Annotated in this window: 13 protein-coding genes; 9 read left to right on the top strand and 4 right to left on the bottom strand. The window is 69.0% G+C overall.

All coding sequences use genetic code 11. From position 1 onward, the window contains the following. Positions 1–170: 170 nt before the first annotated feature. Entirely contained in the window at positions 171–1,226 is a 1,056-nt protein-coding gene (locus WC326_13700) for a mechanosensitive ion channel family protein (protein MFA7332119.1), read from the top strand. Positions 1,227–1,280: 54 nt separating this feature from the next. Here WC326_13700 and WC326_13695 read toward each other — a convergent pair whose 3' ends face one another. Then, positions 1,281–1,661, bottom strand: a complete 381-nt coding sequence (locus WC326_13695; protein ID MFA7332118.1) for a GxxExxY protein — start codon at positions 1,659–1,661, stop codon at positions 1,281–1,283. 188 nt (positions 1,662–1,849) lie between these two features. Here WC326_13695 and WC326_13690 point away from each other — a divergent pair, with 188 nt between their 5' ends. The 6 genes from WC326_13690 to WC326_13665 all read left to right on the top strand — a co-directional run bounded on the left by WC326_13690 (position 1,850) and on the right by WC326_13665 (position 7,699). Beyond that, a complete protein-coding gene (locus WC326_13690) occupies positions 1,850–3,361 on the top strand; it encodes a bifunctional UDP-sugar hydrolase/5'-nucleotidase (GenBank protein MFA7332117.1) in 1,512 nt (503 codons plus the stop codon). 33 nt (positions 3,362–3,394) lie between these two features. Continuing rightward, positions 3,395–4,891 carry an MFS transporter gene (locus WC326_13685; protein MFA7332116.1) on the top strand — a complete coding sequence of 499 codons (1,497 nt, stop codon included), beginning with the start codon at positions 3,395–3,397 and terminating at the stop codon, positions 4,889–4,891. Position 4,892: 1 nt separating this feature from the next. Then, complete coding sequence (locus WC326_13680) at positions 4,893–5,141, top strand: DUF4258 domain-containing protein (protein MFA7332115.1); 249 nt, start codon at positions 4,893–4,895, stop codon at positions 5,139–5,141. Further along, positions 5,138–5,350, top strand: coding sequence for a DUF2283 domain-containing protein (locus WC326_13675; protein ID MFA7332114.1), 213 nt, complete (start codon positions 5,138–5,140; stop codon positions 5,348–5,350). The genes WC326_13680 and WC326_13675 overlap by 4 nt, the downstream gene beginning before the upstream one ends. A 160-nt stretch (positions 5,351–5,510) precedes the next feature. Continuing rightward, positions 5,511–6,227 (top strand): hypothetical protein, encoded by a 717-nt coding sequence (locus tag WC326_13670; protein ID MFA7332113.1) that lies wholly within the window; start codon positions 5,511–5,513, stop codon positions 6,225–6,227. Positions 6,228–6,775: 548 nt separating this feature from the next. Further along, positions 6,776–7,699, top strand: coding sequence for an AraC family transcriptional regulator (locus tag WC326_13665; protein ID MFA7332112.1), 924 nt, complete (start codon positions 6,776–6,778; stop codon positions 7,697–7,699). 13 nt (positions 7,700–7,712) lie between these two features. Here the strand turns inward: WC326_13665 and WC326_13660 are convergent, their stop codons facing one another. The 3 genes from WC326_13660 to WC326_13650 all read right to left on the bottom strand — a co-directional run bounded on the left by WC326_13660 (position 7,713) and on the right by WC326_13650 (position 13,183). Beyond that, positions 7,713–8,822: a geranylgeranyl reductase family protein gene (locus WC326_13660; protein MFA7332111.1), complete on the bottom strand. Its 1,110-nt coding sequence runs from the start codon at positions 8,820–8,822 to the stop codon at positions 7,713–7,715. After that, positions 8,819–11,278, bottom strand: coding sequence for a UvrD-helicase domain-containing protein (locus WC326_13655; protein MFA7332110.1), 2,460 nt, complete (start codon positions 11,276–11,278; stop codon positions 8,819–8,821). Before WC326_13655 ends, WC326_13660 begins: the two co-directional genes overlap by 4 nt. Before the next feature lie 183 nt (positions 11,279–11,461). Then, on the bottom strand, positions 11,462–13,183 hold the full coding sequence (locus WC326_13650; GenBank protein MFA7332109.1) for a DEAD/DEAH box helicase: 1,722 nt from the start codon (positions 13,181–13,183) through the stop codon (positions 11,462–11,464). 396 nt (positions 13,184–13,579) lie between these two features. Here WC326_13650 and WC326_13645 point away from each other — a divergent pair, with 396 nt between their 5' ends. After that, positions 13,580–13,948: a response regulator gene (locus WC326_13645; protein MFA7332108.1), complete on the top strand. Its 369-nt coding sequence runs from the start codon at positions 13,580–13,582 to the stop codon at positions 13,946–13,948. Positions 13,949–14,061: 113 nt separating this feature from the next. After that, positions 14,062–15,759, top strand: a complete 1,698-nt coding sequence (locus WC326_13640; protein MFA7332107.1) for an N-6 DNA methylase — start codon at positions 14,062–14,064, stop codon at positions 15,757–15,759. The last annotated feature ends 77 nt before the right edge of the window (positions 15,760–15,836 follow it).

Here is a 15,836-nt window from a genome sequence, read left to right as displayed (position 1 = left end):
CACTGGGAATCTACCTCCGCTCCCGGCAAGCCGCAAGGAGCCCCGGTGGCGGGGCGAGGCTGACGGCCGTGCCGGAGCCCCGTCGTCCGGCCGCCCGCGACAGCTTCCACCCCGTTGGCTATTTTGAACGCCCGGCCAGCGGGGCCGGACCATCAGGGAGAACCACCGTCTTGAATCAGCTGCACTTCGATGGCGCCCGCCTGCTGCTGGCCGCGGGCATCCTGCTCGGCATGCTCCTCGTCCGCCTGATCTTCCAAAAGGTCATCCTGCGCCACTTGATGCGGGTCACGGCGCTGACCAGCATGCGCCACGACGATCTGGTGCTGGAGGCCATCCAGCCGCCGATGACGGCCTTTCTGCTCAGCCTGGGTGTCTACTGGTCGCTGGTGGCGCTGCAACTCCCCACCACGCCGCTGAACCTGCCACGCTACCTCGAGCTGGCCTGGCACGCCACGGCCATGGCGCTGGTGATCTGGCTGCTCTACCGGCTGATCACGCCGCTGGCTGCCTTCCTGGAGGACCGGCTCTTCTCCGGCGACGAGACGGGCCGCCGCCAGTTCGCGCCCATCCTGACGGGCGTGCTGCGCTTTCTGCTGATCACGCTGGCGGCCGTGTTCGTGGCCCACAACCTGGGCTACCAGGTCACCAGCCTGCTGGCGGGGCTGGGCATCGGCGGACTGGCCGTGGCGCTGGCGGCCCAGGACACGCTGGCCAACATCCTGGGCACGGTGGTGGTGCTCAGCGACCGGCCCTTCCGGGTGGGCGACTGGGTGCGCGTGGACGGCCAGGAGGGCACGGTGGAGGGCATCGGGTTCCGCTCCACGCGGATCCGCACCTTCTCCAAGAGCCTGATCGTGGTGCCCAACAAGCTGCTGACCGAGAAACAGATCGAGAACTGGTCGGCCATGACCTGCCGCCGGGTGAAAATGTCGCTGGGCCTGCTCTACGCCACGGAGCCGGAGCGCCTGACGGCCTTCGTGGAGGATCTCCGGCAGTTGCTGGTGACAGACCCGGGCGTGGACGCGGAGGCCGTGACGGTGGCCTTCACGGAGTTCGGCACCAGCAGCCTGGACGTGCTGGTGGTCTACTTCACCCACGCCATCCCCTACGACGAGCACCTGGTGGTGCGCCAGCGGATCAACCTGGCCATCCTGCGCCTGGCCGCCGCGCGGGGCGTGGAGTTTGCCTTCCCCACTCGCACGGTGCAGCTCGAACAGCCACGCTGATATGGAACCGACCACAGAGACGCAGAGACACAGCTTTCAATCAATGCACTTGGTTCAGAGGATAAACCTGCGTATCCCTTCCTTCATCAATTGGGTCTTGAAGTTGAGCAGCAAGCCGATCTTCAATCCGGAGATACGTAGGTAAGAGAGGATCTGAGCTTCATGGACGGGTAGCACTCGCTCAACCGTCTTCAATTCAATCAACACCCGGCCCTCGACCACGACATCGAGTCGCAGCGCGGCGTCCAATCGAAGCCCATCGTATTCGACGGGAAGCCAGACCTGACTCTCCACCTGCAATCCGCGTTTGCGGATCTCGTGCAGCAGGCAGACCTCGTAGATTTTTTCCAATAAGCCCGGGCCGAGATTCCGATGCACTTGGAAGGCAGAACGCACGATGAGGCCCGAGATGAGGTTGAGTTCAGAATCGATCATGCCATTCCCTTTGGACCATGATCCCACAACTCAGCACTGTGCCTCCGTGTCTCTGTATTGAGATGGAATTCGGATTCTTTGGCTCCGCTCGTCCACTTGGCTGGACAGAGCTTGACCTAACGGAACCCACATCATGGGGCTGACCGAGTCCCTATATTGTCAGCCCATTTCAACAACCGGAGCCGCACATGAGCCCTTCCAGCCTGCGATCCACCCTGGTCCTGCTCTGCTCCTGCGCGGCCCTCTCGGCCTGCGCCCAACCTCGGCAGCTGACCATCCTCCACGTCAACGACATGCACACCCACTACCTGCCCGAACCGGCGGAGTGGGTCAAGGAGGATCCCAAGCCCCTGACCGGCGGCATGGTGGCCCTGCAGGAGGCCGTGGCCCGGGAAAAGGCCGGCGCGTCCGCCACGCTGGTGCTGGACGCCGGCGACTGGCTCACCGGCACGCCCCTCTCGGAGGTGGAGGCCGAGGGCGTGAAGGGTGGCGCCTTCATTCAAATGATGAACCGCGTGGGCTTCGACGCCGCCACCATCGGCAACCACGATTTCGACAACGGCGTGGAGACGCTGCCCAAGCTGATCGGGCTGGCCAGCTTCCCGGTGGTCTCCGCCAATCTGCGCCGCGACGGCGAGCTGCTGGCCCCGGCACCCTGGCTCGTGCTGGAGCGCGGCGGGCTGAAAATCGGCGTGGTGGGTCTGATCCTGGACGATCTGGCCCAGGAAGTCAGCCGCGAGATGATGCGCGGCATCGAGGTGCGGCCGGTGGCCGAAACCGCGCGGGAGGCCATCGCCGAGCTGGACCCGCAGACCGACCTGATCGTCCTGCTGACCCATCAGGGCTGGCGCGAGGACAGCCTGCTGGCCACCCAGCTGACGGGCGCGGACGTGATCATCGGCGGCCACTCGCACACGCGCCTGAAGACGCCCCAGCTGGTGAACGGCGTGCTGGTGGCCCAGGCGGGCAGCTCGGCCCGCGACCTGGGGCGCCTCGACCTGACCGTGGAGGACGACCGGGTGACGGCGCACGAGGGACGGCTGATCCCGCTCTTCCAGCGCGACGTGAAGAACCCCGATCCCGAACTGGCGGCGCTGGTGAAAACCCACGAGGAGCGCATCGACGCCGAGTACGCCGTGGTGATCGGCCACGCGGCGACGGACTTCGGTCGCAACTACTACAAAGAGAGCGCCCTGGGCGACCTGATGAGCGACCTGCTGCTGGGGATCACGGGTGCCGACGTGGCGCTGCTGAACTCGGGCGGCCTGCGCGCGGACTTGAAGTCCGGGCCGGTGTCACGGCTGGACATCAAGCAGATCCTGCCCTTCGCCAACACCATCGTGCTCTTCCGCGCCACGGGCGCGGAGCTGCTGACCCTGCTGCGCACCAATGCCAAGGCCAGCCTCCACGAAGAACAGGGCATCCTGCAGCTGGCCGGGATCCGCTGCGCCTACCGCGAGGGCGCGGCGGGCGTGGAGATCCTGGAGCCCACGGTGGCCGGCCAGCCGCTGGACCCCGGGGCCGTCTACACGGTGGCGACGGTGGACTACGTGCTGGGGCTGGGCGCCAAGTACATGGGCTTCGAGCCCGCCGCGCACGAGAGCCGCTCGGGCACGCTGTTCACGGCCGTGGCGGAGTGGATCGCGGCCCATCCCGAGCTGGAGGCGCCGGCGGGCGGCCGCTTCACCCATCGCCCCTGAACCCGAACCCCATCCCCAACTGAGCGAGGAACCATGCCTGCCTGGCTGAACAACCTGCTGCCGATCCTGCTGCTCCTGGCCGCCGTGGTGGTGGTCCTGAGCCGGCTGCCCAAGATCGACGTGGGGCACACGGACGGCTACCGCCGCCGACGCGTTCTCAACTGGCTGCCCCTGGGTCTCACCTACGCCTTCCTCTACATGGGACGCTACAACCTGGAGGTGAGCAAGGGCGCCTTCGGCGACATCGTGGGCTCCGACGGCTCGGCCATGATGGGCAACGCGGACTTCGGGCTGATCTTCGGCGTGGGCACCATCATCTACGGCTTCTCCTTCATCATCAACGGGCCGCTGACGGACAAGCTGGGCGGCCGCTTCTCCATCCTGATGGGCGCGGCGGGCGCCCTGGTGGCCAACGTGCTGATGGGTCTGGCCTCGCTCAGCCTGCTGCACCAGGGCCCGGGCCACCAGTGGATCGCCGGGAATTTCGTGCTGCTCTTCGCCGGGCTCTACGGCCTCAACATGTACTTCCAGAGCTTCGGCGCCGTGGCCATCGTCAAGGTCAACGCGGCCTGGTTCCACGTGCGCGAGCGCGGCGTCTTCGGCGCCATCTTCGGCATCCTGATCAGTCTGGGCATCTACTTCGCCTTCGACTGGAGCACGATGATCCTGAAGGGGCTGGCCACGGAGCTGGATCCCACCCGCGGCCTGCCCTGGGTCTTCTTCGTCCCGGCCATCCTGCTGGGCATTTTCTGGGTGCTGGATACGATCTACGTGCGGGATACCCCCGGCGAGGCCGGCCAGCGCGACTTCAACACGGGCGACGCCTCCAGCAACGACACGGGGCCGCCCCTGGGCGCGGCCAAGGTCTTCGCGCTGATGCTGCGCAACCCGGTGGTGATGACCATCGCGCTGATCGAGTTCTGCTCGGGCTTCCTGCGCCAAGCGATCATGCAGTGGTTCCGCACCTTCGCCAAGCAGACGGATAGCGTCCTGCACCTGAAGGACGGCTTCGTCTACGAGAACTGGGGCCTCTTGCTCTGCATCGCGGGCATCCTGGGCGGCGTGGTGGCAGGCGTGATCTCCGACCACGTCTTCAAGAGCCGGCGCGGGCCGGTGGCCGTGCTGCTCTACGGCGTAATGCTGCTGGGCGCGGCCGTGCTGGCCTTCGCCTACGTCTCGCCGGCGGTGGGCCTCTTGGTAATCGTGATGTCCATGGCCGTGATCGGCGTACACGGCATGCTCTCGGGCACGGCCAGCATGGACTTCGGCGGCACGCGCAACGTGGGCGTGGCGGTGGGGATCATCGACGGCTTCGTCTATCTGGGCACGGCGGTGATGAGCTTCACCTACGCGGCCATCCTGCCCCAGCAGCAGCTGGACGAGGCGGGCACGCTCATCGGCCCGGCCACGGATCCCGTCAACTGGCGGCCCTGGCCGCTGGCCATGATCCCGGTGGCGGCCCTGGGCCTCTATCTGGCCAGCCGGGTCTGGAGCGCCTATCCGGAGGCCAAGAAGGGCGGCGGGCATTGAGATGGATTTCGAATGGACCCAGCACGCGCGCCTGACAATCGCCAAGCGCGGAATTCCCGAAGAGTGGATCCAACGCGCCCTTCACCAGCCGGATTGGCGGGAACCTGACGCACTGGATCCATCACTGGAGCATCGGTTGATCCGCATCCAGGAGGCGGAAGAGCGTGTGTTGCGGGTGATCGTCAATAACACAACGCAGCCGATCCGACTGGTGACTGCGTTTCTGGATCGCAGAAGGAGACAGATATGAGACTTACCGTGGACCAACAGGCGGATGCGCTCTATCTCGATTTGAGCGAAGGCAAAGCAACCCGCTCGGAAGAGATTTCTCCGGGCATTGTGGTGGACTACGACGATCAAGGCCAGCTGGTGGGAATCGAGGTCTTGCAGCTTTCAAAGCGGGCTCCCCAGCTTGATGTGGGACGCCTGCTGTTTGAATCCACTCCTCGTGTGGCCTAGCCGCCTATAAGACCAGGCCACCCGCGTGGGGATCTGTAACACAGAGACACGGAGACACAGCCAAGGCAATCTGAAATGAGTTCTTCAACCAGACTTTAATCTCTCTGTGTCTCTGTGACTCTGTGGTTTGCTTCGAAAAAACACATCCATAGGAGCCGACATGGCCGCGAATCTGTTCGAGAACCTGATCATCATCGGCCGGCCCGCAGCGGGCAAGAGCGAGGTGATCGACTACCTGAAGAAGACCCCGGACGCCGAGCGCGCGGCGCGTTTCCACGTCGGCCCTTTCGAGGAGATCGACGACTTCGTGTTCGTCTGGGAGTGCTTCGAGATTGACAACATCTACAGCAAGCACGGCATGCCGCGCAAGTTCAGCGACGAGAAGTACTACTTCAACGAGCACTTCGTCTGGAACATGTTCCTGGAGCGGATCAACCTGGAATACGCCAAGAAGCTGGCCTACAACCCGAACTATCACGACACGCACACGGCGCTGATCGAGTTCGCCCGCGGCGGGGAGAACGGCTTCCGCGAAGCCTTCGGTTATCTCTCCGACGAGCTGCTGAGCCGCTCGCGCATCATGTACATCAAGGTGCCCTTCGAGGAAAGCCTGCGCAAGAACCGCAAGCGCGCTCGGCCGGGCCAGGAGGATTCCATCCTGTATCACAGCCTGCCGGACGAAAAGATGGAGTTCTACTACAAGACCAACGACTGGGAGGCCATCGAGGCCGCGGATCCGCAGTACGTGCAGGTGCGCAACTTCAAGATCCCCTACACGGCCTTCGAGAACATGCCCGAGAAGACCGGCGACCCGGCGCTGCTGGGCCCCGAGCTGGAGCGCACGTTGCAGCACCTCTGGGCCATTCCCAAAGCCTGAGCGTCCCACCAGCCTGACCTCTCCACGGCCGGTCCCTCCCGGGGCCGGCCGTTGTCGTGGGTGATGGACAGTGCTCTGGCACCGGCCTGGCACCGGCCTGGCCGGGCGCCATGTATTCCACCTTTCTGCTGGCGCCAGAAAGGTGGAGCCAAAGAGGCGCTTTTTTCAGCGGCCGTAACTAGGCGGCCTCACGGCCGCCGTCAGACAGACGGCCGAGGCAGGCTCTTCCCGGTCCGCTGGTAGTTGGTTCGCGCTTCGCGCTTCACCCAGTTTCTGGTTCAGCCCTGCGGGCTTCACCTCACGCACCCTCATCGTCATCCCCGGCTTGACCGGGGGATCCCATGGCCGGGGCGCAATGGGATGAGGGCGTGCTCATCCCCACAGTCAGCACGCCTTTGAGCCTGTGAGTCTTCGCGCTAGAGCTGATCCTTGGCTGTATCGCACGCAACCCAGCCCAAGGACAATCCAGCCTGGCACCGGCCGAGCGAGCAATCATGGTCAAGACCTGGATCGCTGGATCCTCCATCTTGGGGGCAGGAGGAGGCGCCATGTCCACGCCGGAAGCCAGACCCGCAGCCGTCCGCCGGATGCAGGCCCACATCGAGGCCCACCTGAACGAGCCCGTCACGCTGCAGGCCCTGGCCCGCTGCGCCGGCTGCTCCCCGTGGCACGCCTCGCGGCTGTTCCGGGAGCAGACCGGACTGTCGCCCTTCGCCTATCTGCGGCTGCGCCGGCTCAGCGCCGCCGCGCACAGCCTGGGGGCCACGCGCGACCGGGTCATCGACGTGGCCTTCGACTTCGTTTTCGATTCGCACGAGGGCTTCACCCGCGCCTTCACCCGGCACTTCGGCCTCTCGCCGCGGCAGTACCGGCGGGAGCGGCCCCCCGTGCTGACCTTTATGCCGGAGCGGATGCGCGGCGTCTACGAAATCACCCCAGTGGGAGGAGGAACGATGCAGGATTCCCGACGTACCCAGACCGTGTTCGTCCAGGTGGTGGAGCGGCCAGCCCGCCGGCTGATCCTCAAGCGCGGCGTGCGGGCCACCCACTACTTCCAGTATTGCGACGAGGTGGGATGCGGCGTGTGGGAGCAGCTGGGTGCGCTTCCCGACGCGCTGCACGAGCCGATGGGGCTCTGGCTGCCCGAGGCCCTGCGCCCGCCCGGCACCTCCACCTATGTCCAGGGCGTGGAGGTCCCGCGGGACTATTCCGGGCCGCTGCCAGACGGCTTCGAGTGCATCGAGCTGCCCGCCAGCTTGTGGATGGTCTTCCAGGGTCCGCCCTTTCCCGACGAGGAATTCGGGGAAGCGATTGCCGCGCTGAGCGCGGAGATCCAGGCCTATCGGCCGGAGGCCTTCGGCTTCGCCTGGGACGACGAGGCCGGGCCGCGCTTCCAGCTGGAGCCGCGCGGCGAGCGGGGTTACATCGAGGGACGTCCGGTGCGGCGGCTGGACGTGGCCGACCGGACCTGAGCCAGGGCCGGACTCAGCGCGGGCGGAGCAGCTCGCGGGCGGCGTGGCGCAGGATGTCCGGCCACTCCACCTGGTTCAGCTCGGGCAGATTGGCGAAAGTCCGGAGCAAGCGTTCCTGCACTCCGGGTCGATGGAAGAGCGGTCGGAACAGGCGCGAGGCCAGCAGTTGCCGGCGCAGGTGCCGGGTGCCGGCCTGGTAGCCGGCGCGCAGGTGTTCCTCCGCGTGGTGGGCCGTGACCAGCCGGGCGGCCAGCAGGGCCCGGGCAGCGCGCTCGCCGGAGCGCAGCGCGAAGTAGATCCCTTCGCCCGAGATGGGTTCGCAGAGACCGGCGGCGTCGCCCGTCAGCAGAATCCGCCCGCGGCAGAGACGGGCGGGGCGGTCCGGCAGCGGCCAGCCTGCCAACCCCGGACCGGCCTCGAGCCCCAGTTGAGCGAGATAGGCGCGCAACGCGGGCGCGAGGGAGCCCGTCCTCCCGCTGGCGCCGCAGACGCCCACGGTCTGCACGCCGCGCTTGGGAAAGCGCCAGCCGTAGCCCCAGGGAAAGAGTCCGAAATCCAGCCGCGGCGGCAACTCGGCGTCGCAAGGGATCTGCAGTTCCAGCGCCGCGACGCCCGGCCTCCAGTCCGGGTCCACGTGCTGCCGGACGCGGGAGAACACGCCGTCGGCCCCCACCAGCCAGCGCGCGCTCAAATCCCGGCCGTCGGCCAGCCGCAGCTCCACGGCCCGGCCATCCGCCGTGGGGGCCACGTCGCGCAGTTCGGCCCGCTCCCACAACTCGGCCCCGGCCCGGACCGCCTGGCGAGCCAGGAATTCGTCGAATTCCAGGCGCTGCACGAAGGCCATCCGGTCGCCCAGCCGGCGATCCGTCAACAGGCGGCCGGCGTGCCAGATCTGAAAACGATCCTCGCCTTGGTGGATGAGGTCGGCCGGCCAGGCGGAGCCGTGCAGCTCCTCCAGCAGGCACAGGGTGCGCGCGGCCAGGAAGCCGCCGCAGAGTTTGTCCCGGGGAAACTCGCGCTTCTCCAGCAGGAGGGTCTCCACGCCCGCCCGCGCCAGCAGCAGGGCGACCGTGGCTCCCGCCGGACCGGCGCCGGCCACCACCACGTCGACATCGCGCCTCACGCGGGGGCCGCCCCCTGGACGAACTCCGACCAGCCCGCGGGCCGGCCGCGCTCGTCCAGGCGCCAAGCGCAACAGCAGAGCTCGCGCCGGGCGCGCGTGATCCCCACGTAGCAGACACGCCGTTCCTCGGTCAATCCGGCGCCGCGCTGGTTGCGGAAGTCCGGCAGCACGCCCTGGCAGAGCCCGGTCAGCCAAATCAAATCGAACTCCATGCCTTTGGCCGCGTGGATGGTCAGCACGGGTACACCCTCGTCCTCCAACAGGTCGGCGGGACGGGCCAGGGCCGCCTGCTCCAGCAGATGGGCCAGGGCCGAGCGGGGCTGTCGTCCGGCGCACTCTTCCGTGTCCTGGCGCTGGAACCAACGCTGCAGCCGGCGTAATGCTGGTGTGGGCTGGCCGCCGGGCAGGCCCCGTTGGAACCAGTTCTGGCCGGAGCTGAACTCCAGCAGTTCGGGCGGACGCAGGGTCTGGGCCAGGGCCCGCAGCTTGTCCAGCCGCGCGGCCCAGGGACGGAAGGCCTCCGCCGCGCCGGCCACCAAGTCCCGCCGATCTTCCCGGCTCTCCAGCACGGGCGCCACCAGGACCTCCAGCAGGTGCGCCGTGGCGCTCACGTCGTCCATGGCGCGGTGGGTGGGCTCGTGGCGCAATTGGAGCCGGGCGGCCAGGTCGCCCAGCCGCATGCTCCCCGTGCGCAGGACGCGGCGGGCCAGCGCCAGCGTGTCCGCCGTGGGCCAGTCCGGCAATTGGATGCCCAATCGGCGGGCGTGGCCCTGCAGGAGCGAGATGTCGAAGCGGATGTTGTGGCCCACCACCAGCGAGGGGCCGATGAACTCCACCAGCTCGGCGAAGGCCCGCGCGGGATCCCGCCCCTCGCGGCGCAGCAGCTCGGCGTCCAGTCCGTGCACGGCCGCGGAGGCGCCCAGCGGCCGGGTGGGTTTGAGCAGCAGGTGCAAGCGGTCCAGCTCCACGTCGCGCGACCAGCGCTGGCAGGCGATCTCCAGCACCTCGTCCTGCTCCGGATCCAGCCCGCTGGTTTCCACGTCCAGGACCACGTGATGGTGCCGCTCCCAGCTCTCCAGCAGGTCGGCGAAGGGATCCCCGGCCGCCAGCGTGCCGCCGCGCACGAGGTCCGTCAGGGCCAGGTGGGCCTCCGCGGCATGGGGCTGCACGCGCTCCACGGCCTGCCGCAGCTCAGGCTCCAGGCCACCCCAGCGCAGCCAGCGCCCCAGGGCGTCCAGGTCGGACTCGTTTGCCACCAGCCGCAGCGGCGCCAGCAGGGCTCGCACTTCCGGCCGCCGGGAGAGGCGCAGGTCCTCCTCGAGCAGGGCCGTGCCGCCCGCCCGTTCGATCTCCCGGGCCACCAGCCGGCAGACCCCGTTGCTGCGGGCCAGCACCGCGGGCCGCGTGCCGGGACCGCCGCGCGCCAGCACTTCGCGGGCCACGCGCCGGGCGCAGTCCTCCGGATCGTCGGCCAGCAGCCAGCGGACGGGCTCGCCCTGGGGCAGGTGGGGAGCGGGCTGCAGGCGCGTGTGGCGATCGGGCAGTCCGGCGGCCACCTGGCCGGCCAGTTCGAGGATCGCCCGCGTGCCGCGGTGGTTCAGCCCCAGCTGAAAGACGCGCGGCTGGCCGAACGCGCGCTCGAAGGCCGCCAGCAGGCGGTCGGGCTGCGAGCCGCGCCAGCCGTAGATGGTCTGGTCCAGGTCGCCGAAGAAGGCCAGGTTGCCGTGGGGGCGGGCCAGTGCCTCCAGCAGGCTCCACTCGGACATGTGCGTGTCCTGCACCTCGTCCACCTGGATCCAGCCGTACTGGGCCTCCCAACGCGCGCGCAGCGCGGCGTCGCCGGCCAGCAGGCTGCGGGCCTGGTGCACGAGCAGGGGAAAGTCCAGCGCGGCGCGGGATTTGAGTTGGGTCAGATAGGCGGACAGCCAGGCGCGCCGGCCGGCGTCCAGGCCTTCCAGGGCCGCGGCGGCCACGAAGCCTGGCCGACACTGCTCCGGCTCCAGGGCGCTCAGCCGCCGGCCCCAGTCGTGATACAGGCCCGCCGCCTCGCGCTCCGCCTCCGCCTGCAGCTCGCCCCGCCGGGGATGGCAGCGCGCCAGCAGCTCGCGGCTGTCCAGGTCGTCCAGCACGGTGAACTCGCCGGGCAGACCGGCCGCCGCGGCCTCGCGCCGCAGCAGGTGGGAGCAGAATCCATGGAAGGTGAAGACCGCCGTGCGGGCGGCGCCCGGGCCGAGGCCGGCGCTGCGCAGGCGCAGTTCGCGGGCGGCCCGGTTGGTGAAGGTGAGACAGAGGCAGCGCTCAGGTTCCAGGCCCGACTCCAGCGCGGCGGCCAGCCGGCGCGCCATTACCAGCGTCTTGCCGCTGCCCACGGGGGCCAGGACCAGCAGCGGGCCTTTCAGGGCCTGGACCACGGCCTGCTGCTCGTCGGTGAGGGTCTGTTCCGCTTCCGGCCTCATGGCTGCCTTCCCGTCCCGTGACCGCTGCCTGCTTCGCCACCCGTCAAGATGGGCGCCCGCGGCGCGGGATGCCAGCCGGCCCGGCGCTAACCGGCGGGGAATCGCGCCGGCCGTCCAGCCGCCCCGGCAGCCGGGGCGGCCCTCAGCGGTCGCCGGGAGATCCGGCGCGCGGGCTGGACACGCTCAGGCCGCGTCGTCCGGTGCGGCCGGCGTGCCGGCGGCGGATTCCGCACCTGCCGCGCCCTCGGCGGCCCCTCCGCGACGACGGCGGCGGGGACGCTTGCGCGGACCCTCGCTCACCGGCCCAGCCGGGCTGGCCGCTCCCTCTTCCAGCGGCGCAGCGGTCTCCAGGGCGGGGGCGGCCACGGCCTCGCTGGGGGCGGGACGCTCGTCCCGGCGCGGTTCGCGTTCCCGACGGTCGTCGCGGCGCGGCTCCCGCTCCCGGCGCGGTTCGCGTTCGCGCTCGCGCTCGCTGCGGCGCGGACGGTTGGGGTCGTCCTGCATCTCGTCGAAGCGGATCTTCTCCTCGGGCAGCTTGGGCGGCAGGTGCAGGCTGCGGTGGTAGAAGTCGTCCAGCTGCAGGGCCAGCAGGCGCCGACCCTCCTCGCTCTGGGACAGCTCCTCGACCAGCGGCGTGAAGCGGTCGATGCGCTCGTTCATCACGCTGCCGGCGTCGCGCAGCTGCTCCTCCAGCAGCACGGTGGTGCGCTCGCAGACGCGCTGGCTCACCTGCTCCAGATCGGGCAGATCCTTCTTCTGCAGCAGGATGCGGAACTTGGTCTGAATCTCCCGGAGCGGCAGCTCGTCGCGGTAGGTGACCAGCGTGATACAACGCCCGCTCTTGCCCGCGCGCGCCGTGCGGCCCGCCCGGTGGACGTAGATCTCCAGGTCCTGGGGCACGTCGTACTGGAACACGATGTCCAGGTCCTGGATGTCGATGCCGCGCGCAGCTACGTCGGTGGCGATCAGGAAGCGCACCTTGTGCTGGCGGATCAGGCCCATCACCTTCTCCCGCGCGCTCTGGCTCAGGTCCCCGCTGATGCGGTCCACGTCGTAGCCGGCGTTCTGCAGGAACTGGAACAGGTATTCCACGTCGCTCTTGCGGTTGCAGAAGATCAGCGCGTTGGCCGGGTTCTCCATCTCCAGGATGCGCACCAGCGAGCGGTCCTTCTCCATCGGCTCCACGGTGTAGTACTCGTGGGTCAGGGTCTCCACGCCCACGTTGTCGCCGCTCAGCGTGAGGAACTCCGGGTGGTGGAGGAACTCCTTGGAGAGGTTGAGCACGGCGCGGGGCATGGTGGCGCTGAACATCAGGCTCTGGCGCTTGACGGGCAGCCAGCGGCGCACCTTGCGCATGGCCGGGTAGAAGCCCATGGAGAGCATCTCGTCGGCCTCGTCCAGCACCAGGTAGCGCACGGCGGCGGCGGAGAAGGTGCCGCGGTCCAGGTGGTCCAGCACGCGGCCCGGCGTGCCGATCACGATCTGGGCCTTGTTCTCGAGGTCCTTCAGCTGCTTGCCATAGCCCACGCCGCCATAGAGCAGCGCGTTGCGCATGGTGAGGCCTTCGGTCAGGCGCTCCAGCTCGGCGTGGACCTGGATGGCCAGTTCGCGGGTGGGCACCAGGATCAGGGCCTGGCACTCCGCGCGGCTCTCGTCGATGTCCAGCAGGAGGGGAATCAGGAAGGCGCCGGTCTTGCCGCTGCCCGTGCGGCTCTGAACGATGAGGTCCATGCCCCGGCGAATCAGGGGGATGGCCTTCTCCTGCACGTCCATGGGCTTGCTCCAGCCCAGGGCGGTGACTTTGCGGCGGTATTGCTCCGGCAGTTCATCGAAGCTGAAATGGACGGTCTGGGATGATTCGGGCAGGGCTTCCGGGGTCTTCCCCGTGTCAGTCGTATCCGACATGCGGCTCTCTTTAGTAGGGTCCTGCGGGTCCCAGGCGCATCCGGACAACCGCAGGAAGCTGACGAGCGGGAGCGGCGTGGTTCGGGATCGCAGGATGCTGCCCCGCTCCGCTTGGCCGGTGTTGGATCCGCGCGTTCCCGCGCGCCGGCTTTGGCAGGGCAGGCAAAAGGTAGCAACTGCTTGGCTGTCAAACCCGACGGCCGGTTTTCCTTTGACAGGGCGACCGATCCGGCGCTGGAACCGCCCAGCGGCCGGAGCGGGCTCGCGGCCACTTCTTCAGCTTTGGCAAGTGAATTTCCGGCTTTGGTTGTTGTGAATTTTTCAACATGCACTATCTTTGGTCCGCAAGCATGGAAGAGGGACGCGCCCGGCGCGTTCCGGCAAAGGAGACACCGCATGGCACGCATTCTGATCGTGGATGACGATATCGACATCATCGAGGCCAGCCGCGTAATGCTGGAGCTGGATGGCCACGACGTGTTGGCCGCCTACAACTACCAGGAAGGCCTGCAGTCCGCCCTGGAGAACAAGCCGGAGTTGATGATCCTGGACGTGATGATGGACGAGCCCGACGACGGCTTCGCCCTGGCCCAGACCCTGCGCGCACGGGGAATCAAGACCCCGATCATCATGCTGACCAGCGTGAGCCGCGTGAGCGGCATGCAGTTCGGCACGGACAACGACCTGCTGCCCGTGAACGATTTCGTCCAAAAGCCCGTGGATCCTGCCGTCCTGCAGGAGAAGGTCCGCGCGCTCCTCGCCTGACCCTTCCCATCCTCTTTTGCCGCAAGGCAAACGTGGACCCTTTCTGTCGATAACCGAGCCCGGCCCACGCCGGGCTCGGTGCTTTCCGCCCGCGCGGCTTCCTACCTTCGGGCATGCCGCTCCGCCCTTCCCTTCCCAGCTACCTGACGCGGGCCTGCGCCCGCCTGCTCCCCGATCCGGGAGCGACGCCCGCACACCCGAGGCAGCTGGACGAGCTGCTGGACCAGGCCCTGGCCGCCGAGTTGGACGGGAGCGCGCCGCCAGCGCCCGGCGGGCTGGAACTGGCGCCCTGGCGCGGGCAGCCCGGGCTGGCAGGAGAGGTTTTCCAGGAGCTGCAGAAGCGGCGGAATCCGCTGGCCGCGCGGGACGGCCAGGTGTTCACTCCCTGGCCCCTGGCCCGGCGGCTGGTGGAGCTGCTGGAACCCGCCGCGGACCAACGCTGGCTGGACCCCGCCGCCGGGGCGGGCATCTTCCTGCAGGCCGCCGCGGCTGCGGGTGTCCGGGCCACCGCCTGCCAGGCCCTGGAGCTGGATCCCGCCGCGGCCGCGCTGGGCGGTCGGCTGACCCCCGGCTGCGCCTGGCGGGTGGGCGACGCCCTGGCCGACTGGAGCGCGCTGCCCGCCGACTGGCGCGGCGGCTTCGACCGCGTGATCCTCAATCCGCCCTTCCGCAACGGCGTGGAGCGCCGCGATCCCGCCTGGAGCGCCCGCCGGGCGGAGCTGCGCGCGCGCTTCGCCACCACCCGCGGCCCCTTCGATCTTTACGTGCCCTTCGTGGAGCGCGGCCTGGAGTTCCTGCGGCCGGGCGGTCAGCTGGGCCTGCTGTTGCCCAACACCTGGCTGGCCAGCCGCTACGGCCAGGCCCTCCGACTCTGGCTGGCGCAGCGCACCCGGCTCTTGCGCCTGCAGCACGCGCCGGGCCTGCGGCTCTTTCCCCGGGCGGACTTCGAAGCCCTGCTGCTGGTGGTGGAGCTGCGCGCGGACGGGGCGGGCGGGGCCCTGCAGGTGGAGCGGCTGGAGCGCCGACTGGACGTGGTGGAGCGGCACGCCTGCCCGCCGGCCCTGGTGACGGAATTGGCCGCGGAAGGCTGGGGGCCGCTGCTGCAGCCGCCTGGGCTGCGCCGTCTGCACGCCCTGACCCGGCCGCTGGGAGAACAGCATGAAGTGCGGGCCAGCCTGAGTGCGGACGAATTCTACCGGCTGGAGGTGCGCGAATGTCCCGGTCTGGTGCCGGAACCCGCGGAAGTGCGCCTGCTCAGTTCGGGCGCGCTCGAGCCCTTCCGCCACACCTGGGCCGACACGGCCGTGCGCTTTCGCGGCGCGCGCCGGCAGCGGCCCGTGGTCCGGCTGGCGGACCTGTCGCCCGGGCGGAGGAACCAGGCCCGTCAGCCGCGCGTGCTGCTGGCCAACTTGAGCCGCCGGCTGGAGGCCCTGGCCGTGGCGCCCGGCGCGGCCCTGGGCGTGGTCAACGTGATGCAGGTCTTCTGCCGGGATCAGGCGGAGGCGCGGGCCCTGGCGGCCTGGCTCAATTCGGGACCCGTGCAGGCCTGGGTCCACACCTGGCACGACCCCCTGCGCATGAACGGCCAACTCAGCCTGAACCGGGAGCTGGTGCGCTCGCTGCCGGGGCCGCCGCGGCTGGATCAACCCGGTCAGGCGGCGGACGCGGAGCAACTGCGGCGGCTGGGCCGGCTGTTGGCGGAGCTGGCCGACGCCGGCCGTCTGGATCAGGCCGGAGAGGGGCTGCGCCAGCTGGACGAACTGGCCGCCCGCTGGCTCCCCGCCGCCGCTGGAGCCGCCCCGGAATGCTGAGCCGGGGCGCGTTCATGCTGGCATGTTCCGGCGTGCTCGGCTAGCTTTCACGCACTCACACCCCAGCTGGGATACCA

The organism is Candidatus Delongbacteria bacterium (genome assembly GCA_041675285.1).
Lineage (GTDB): Bacteria > CAIWAD01 > CAIWAD01 > CAIWAD01 > CAIWAD01 > CAIWAD01.
This window is presented reverse-complemented; position numbering and strand designations above follow the sequence as displayed.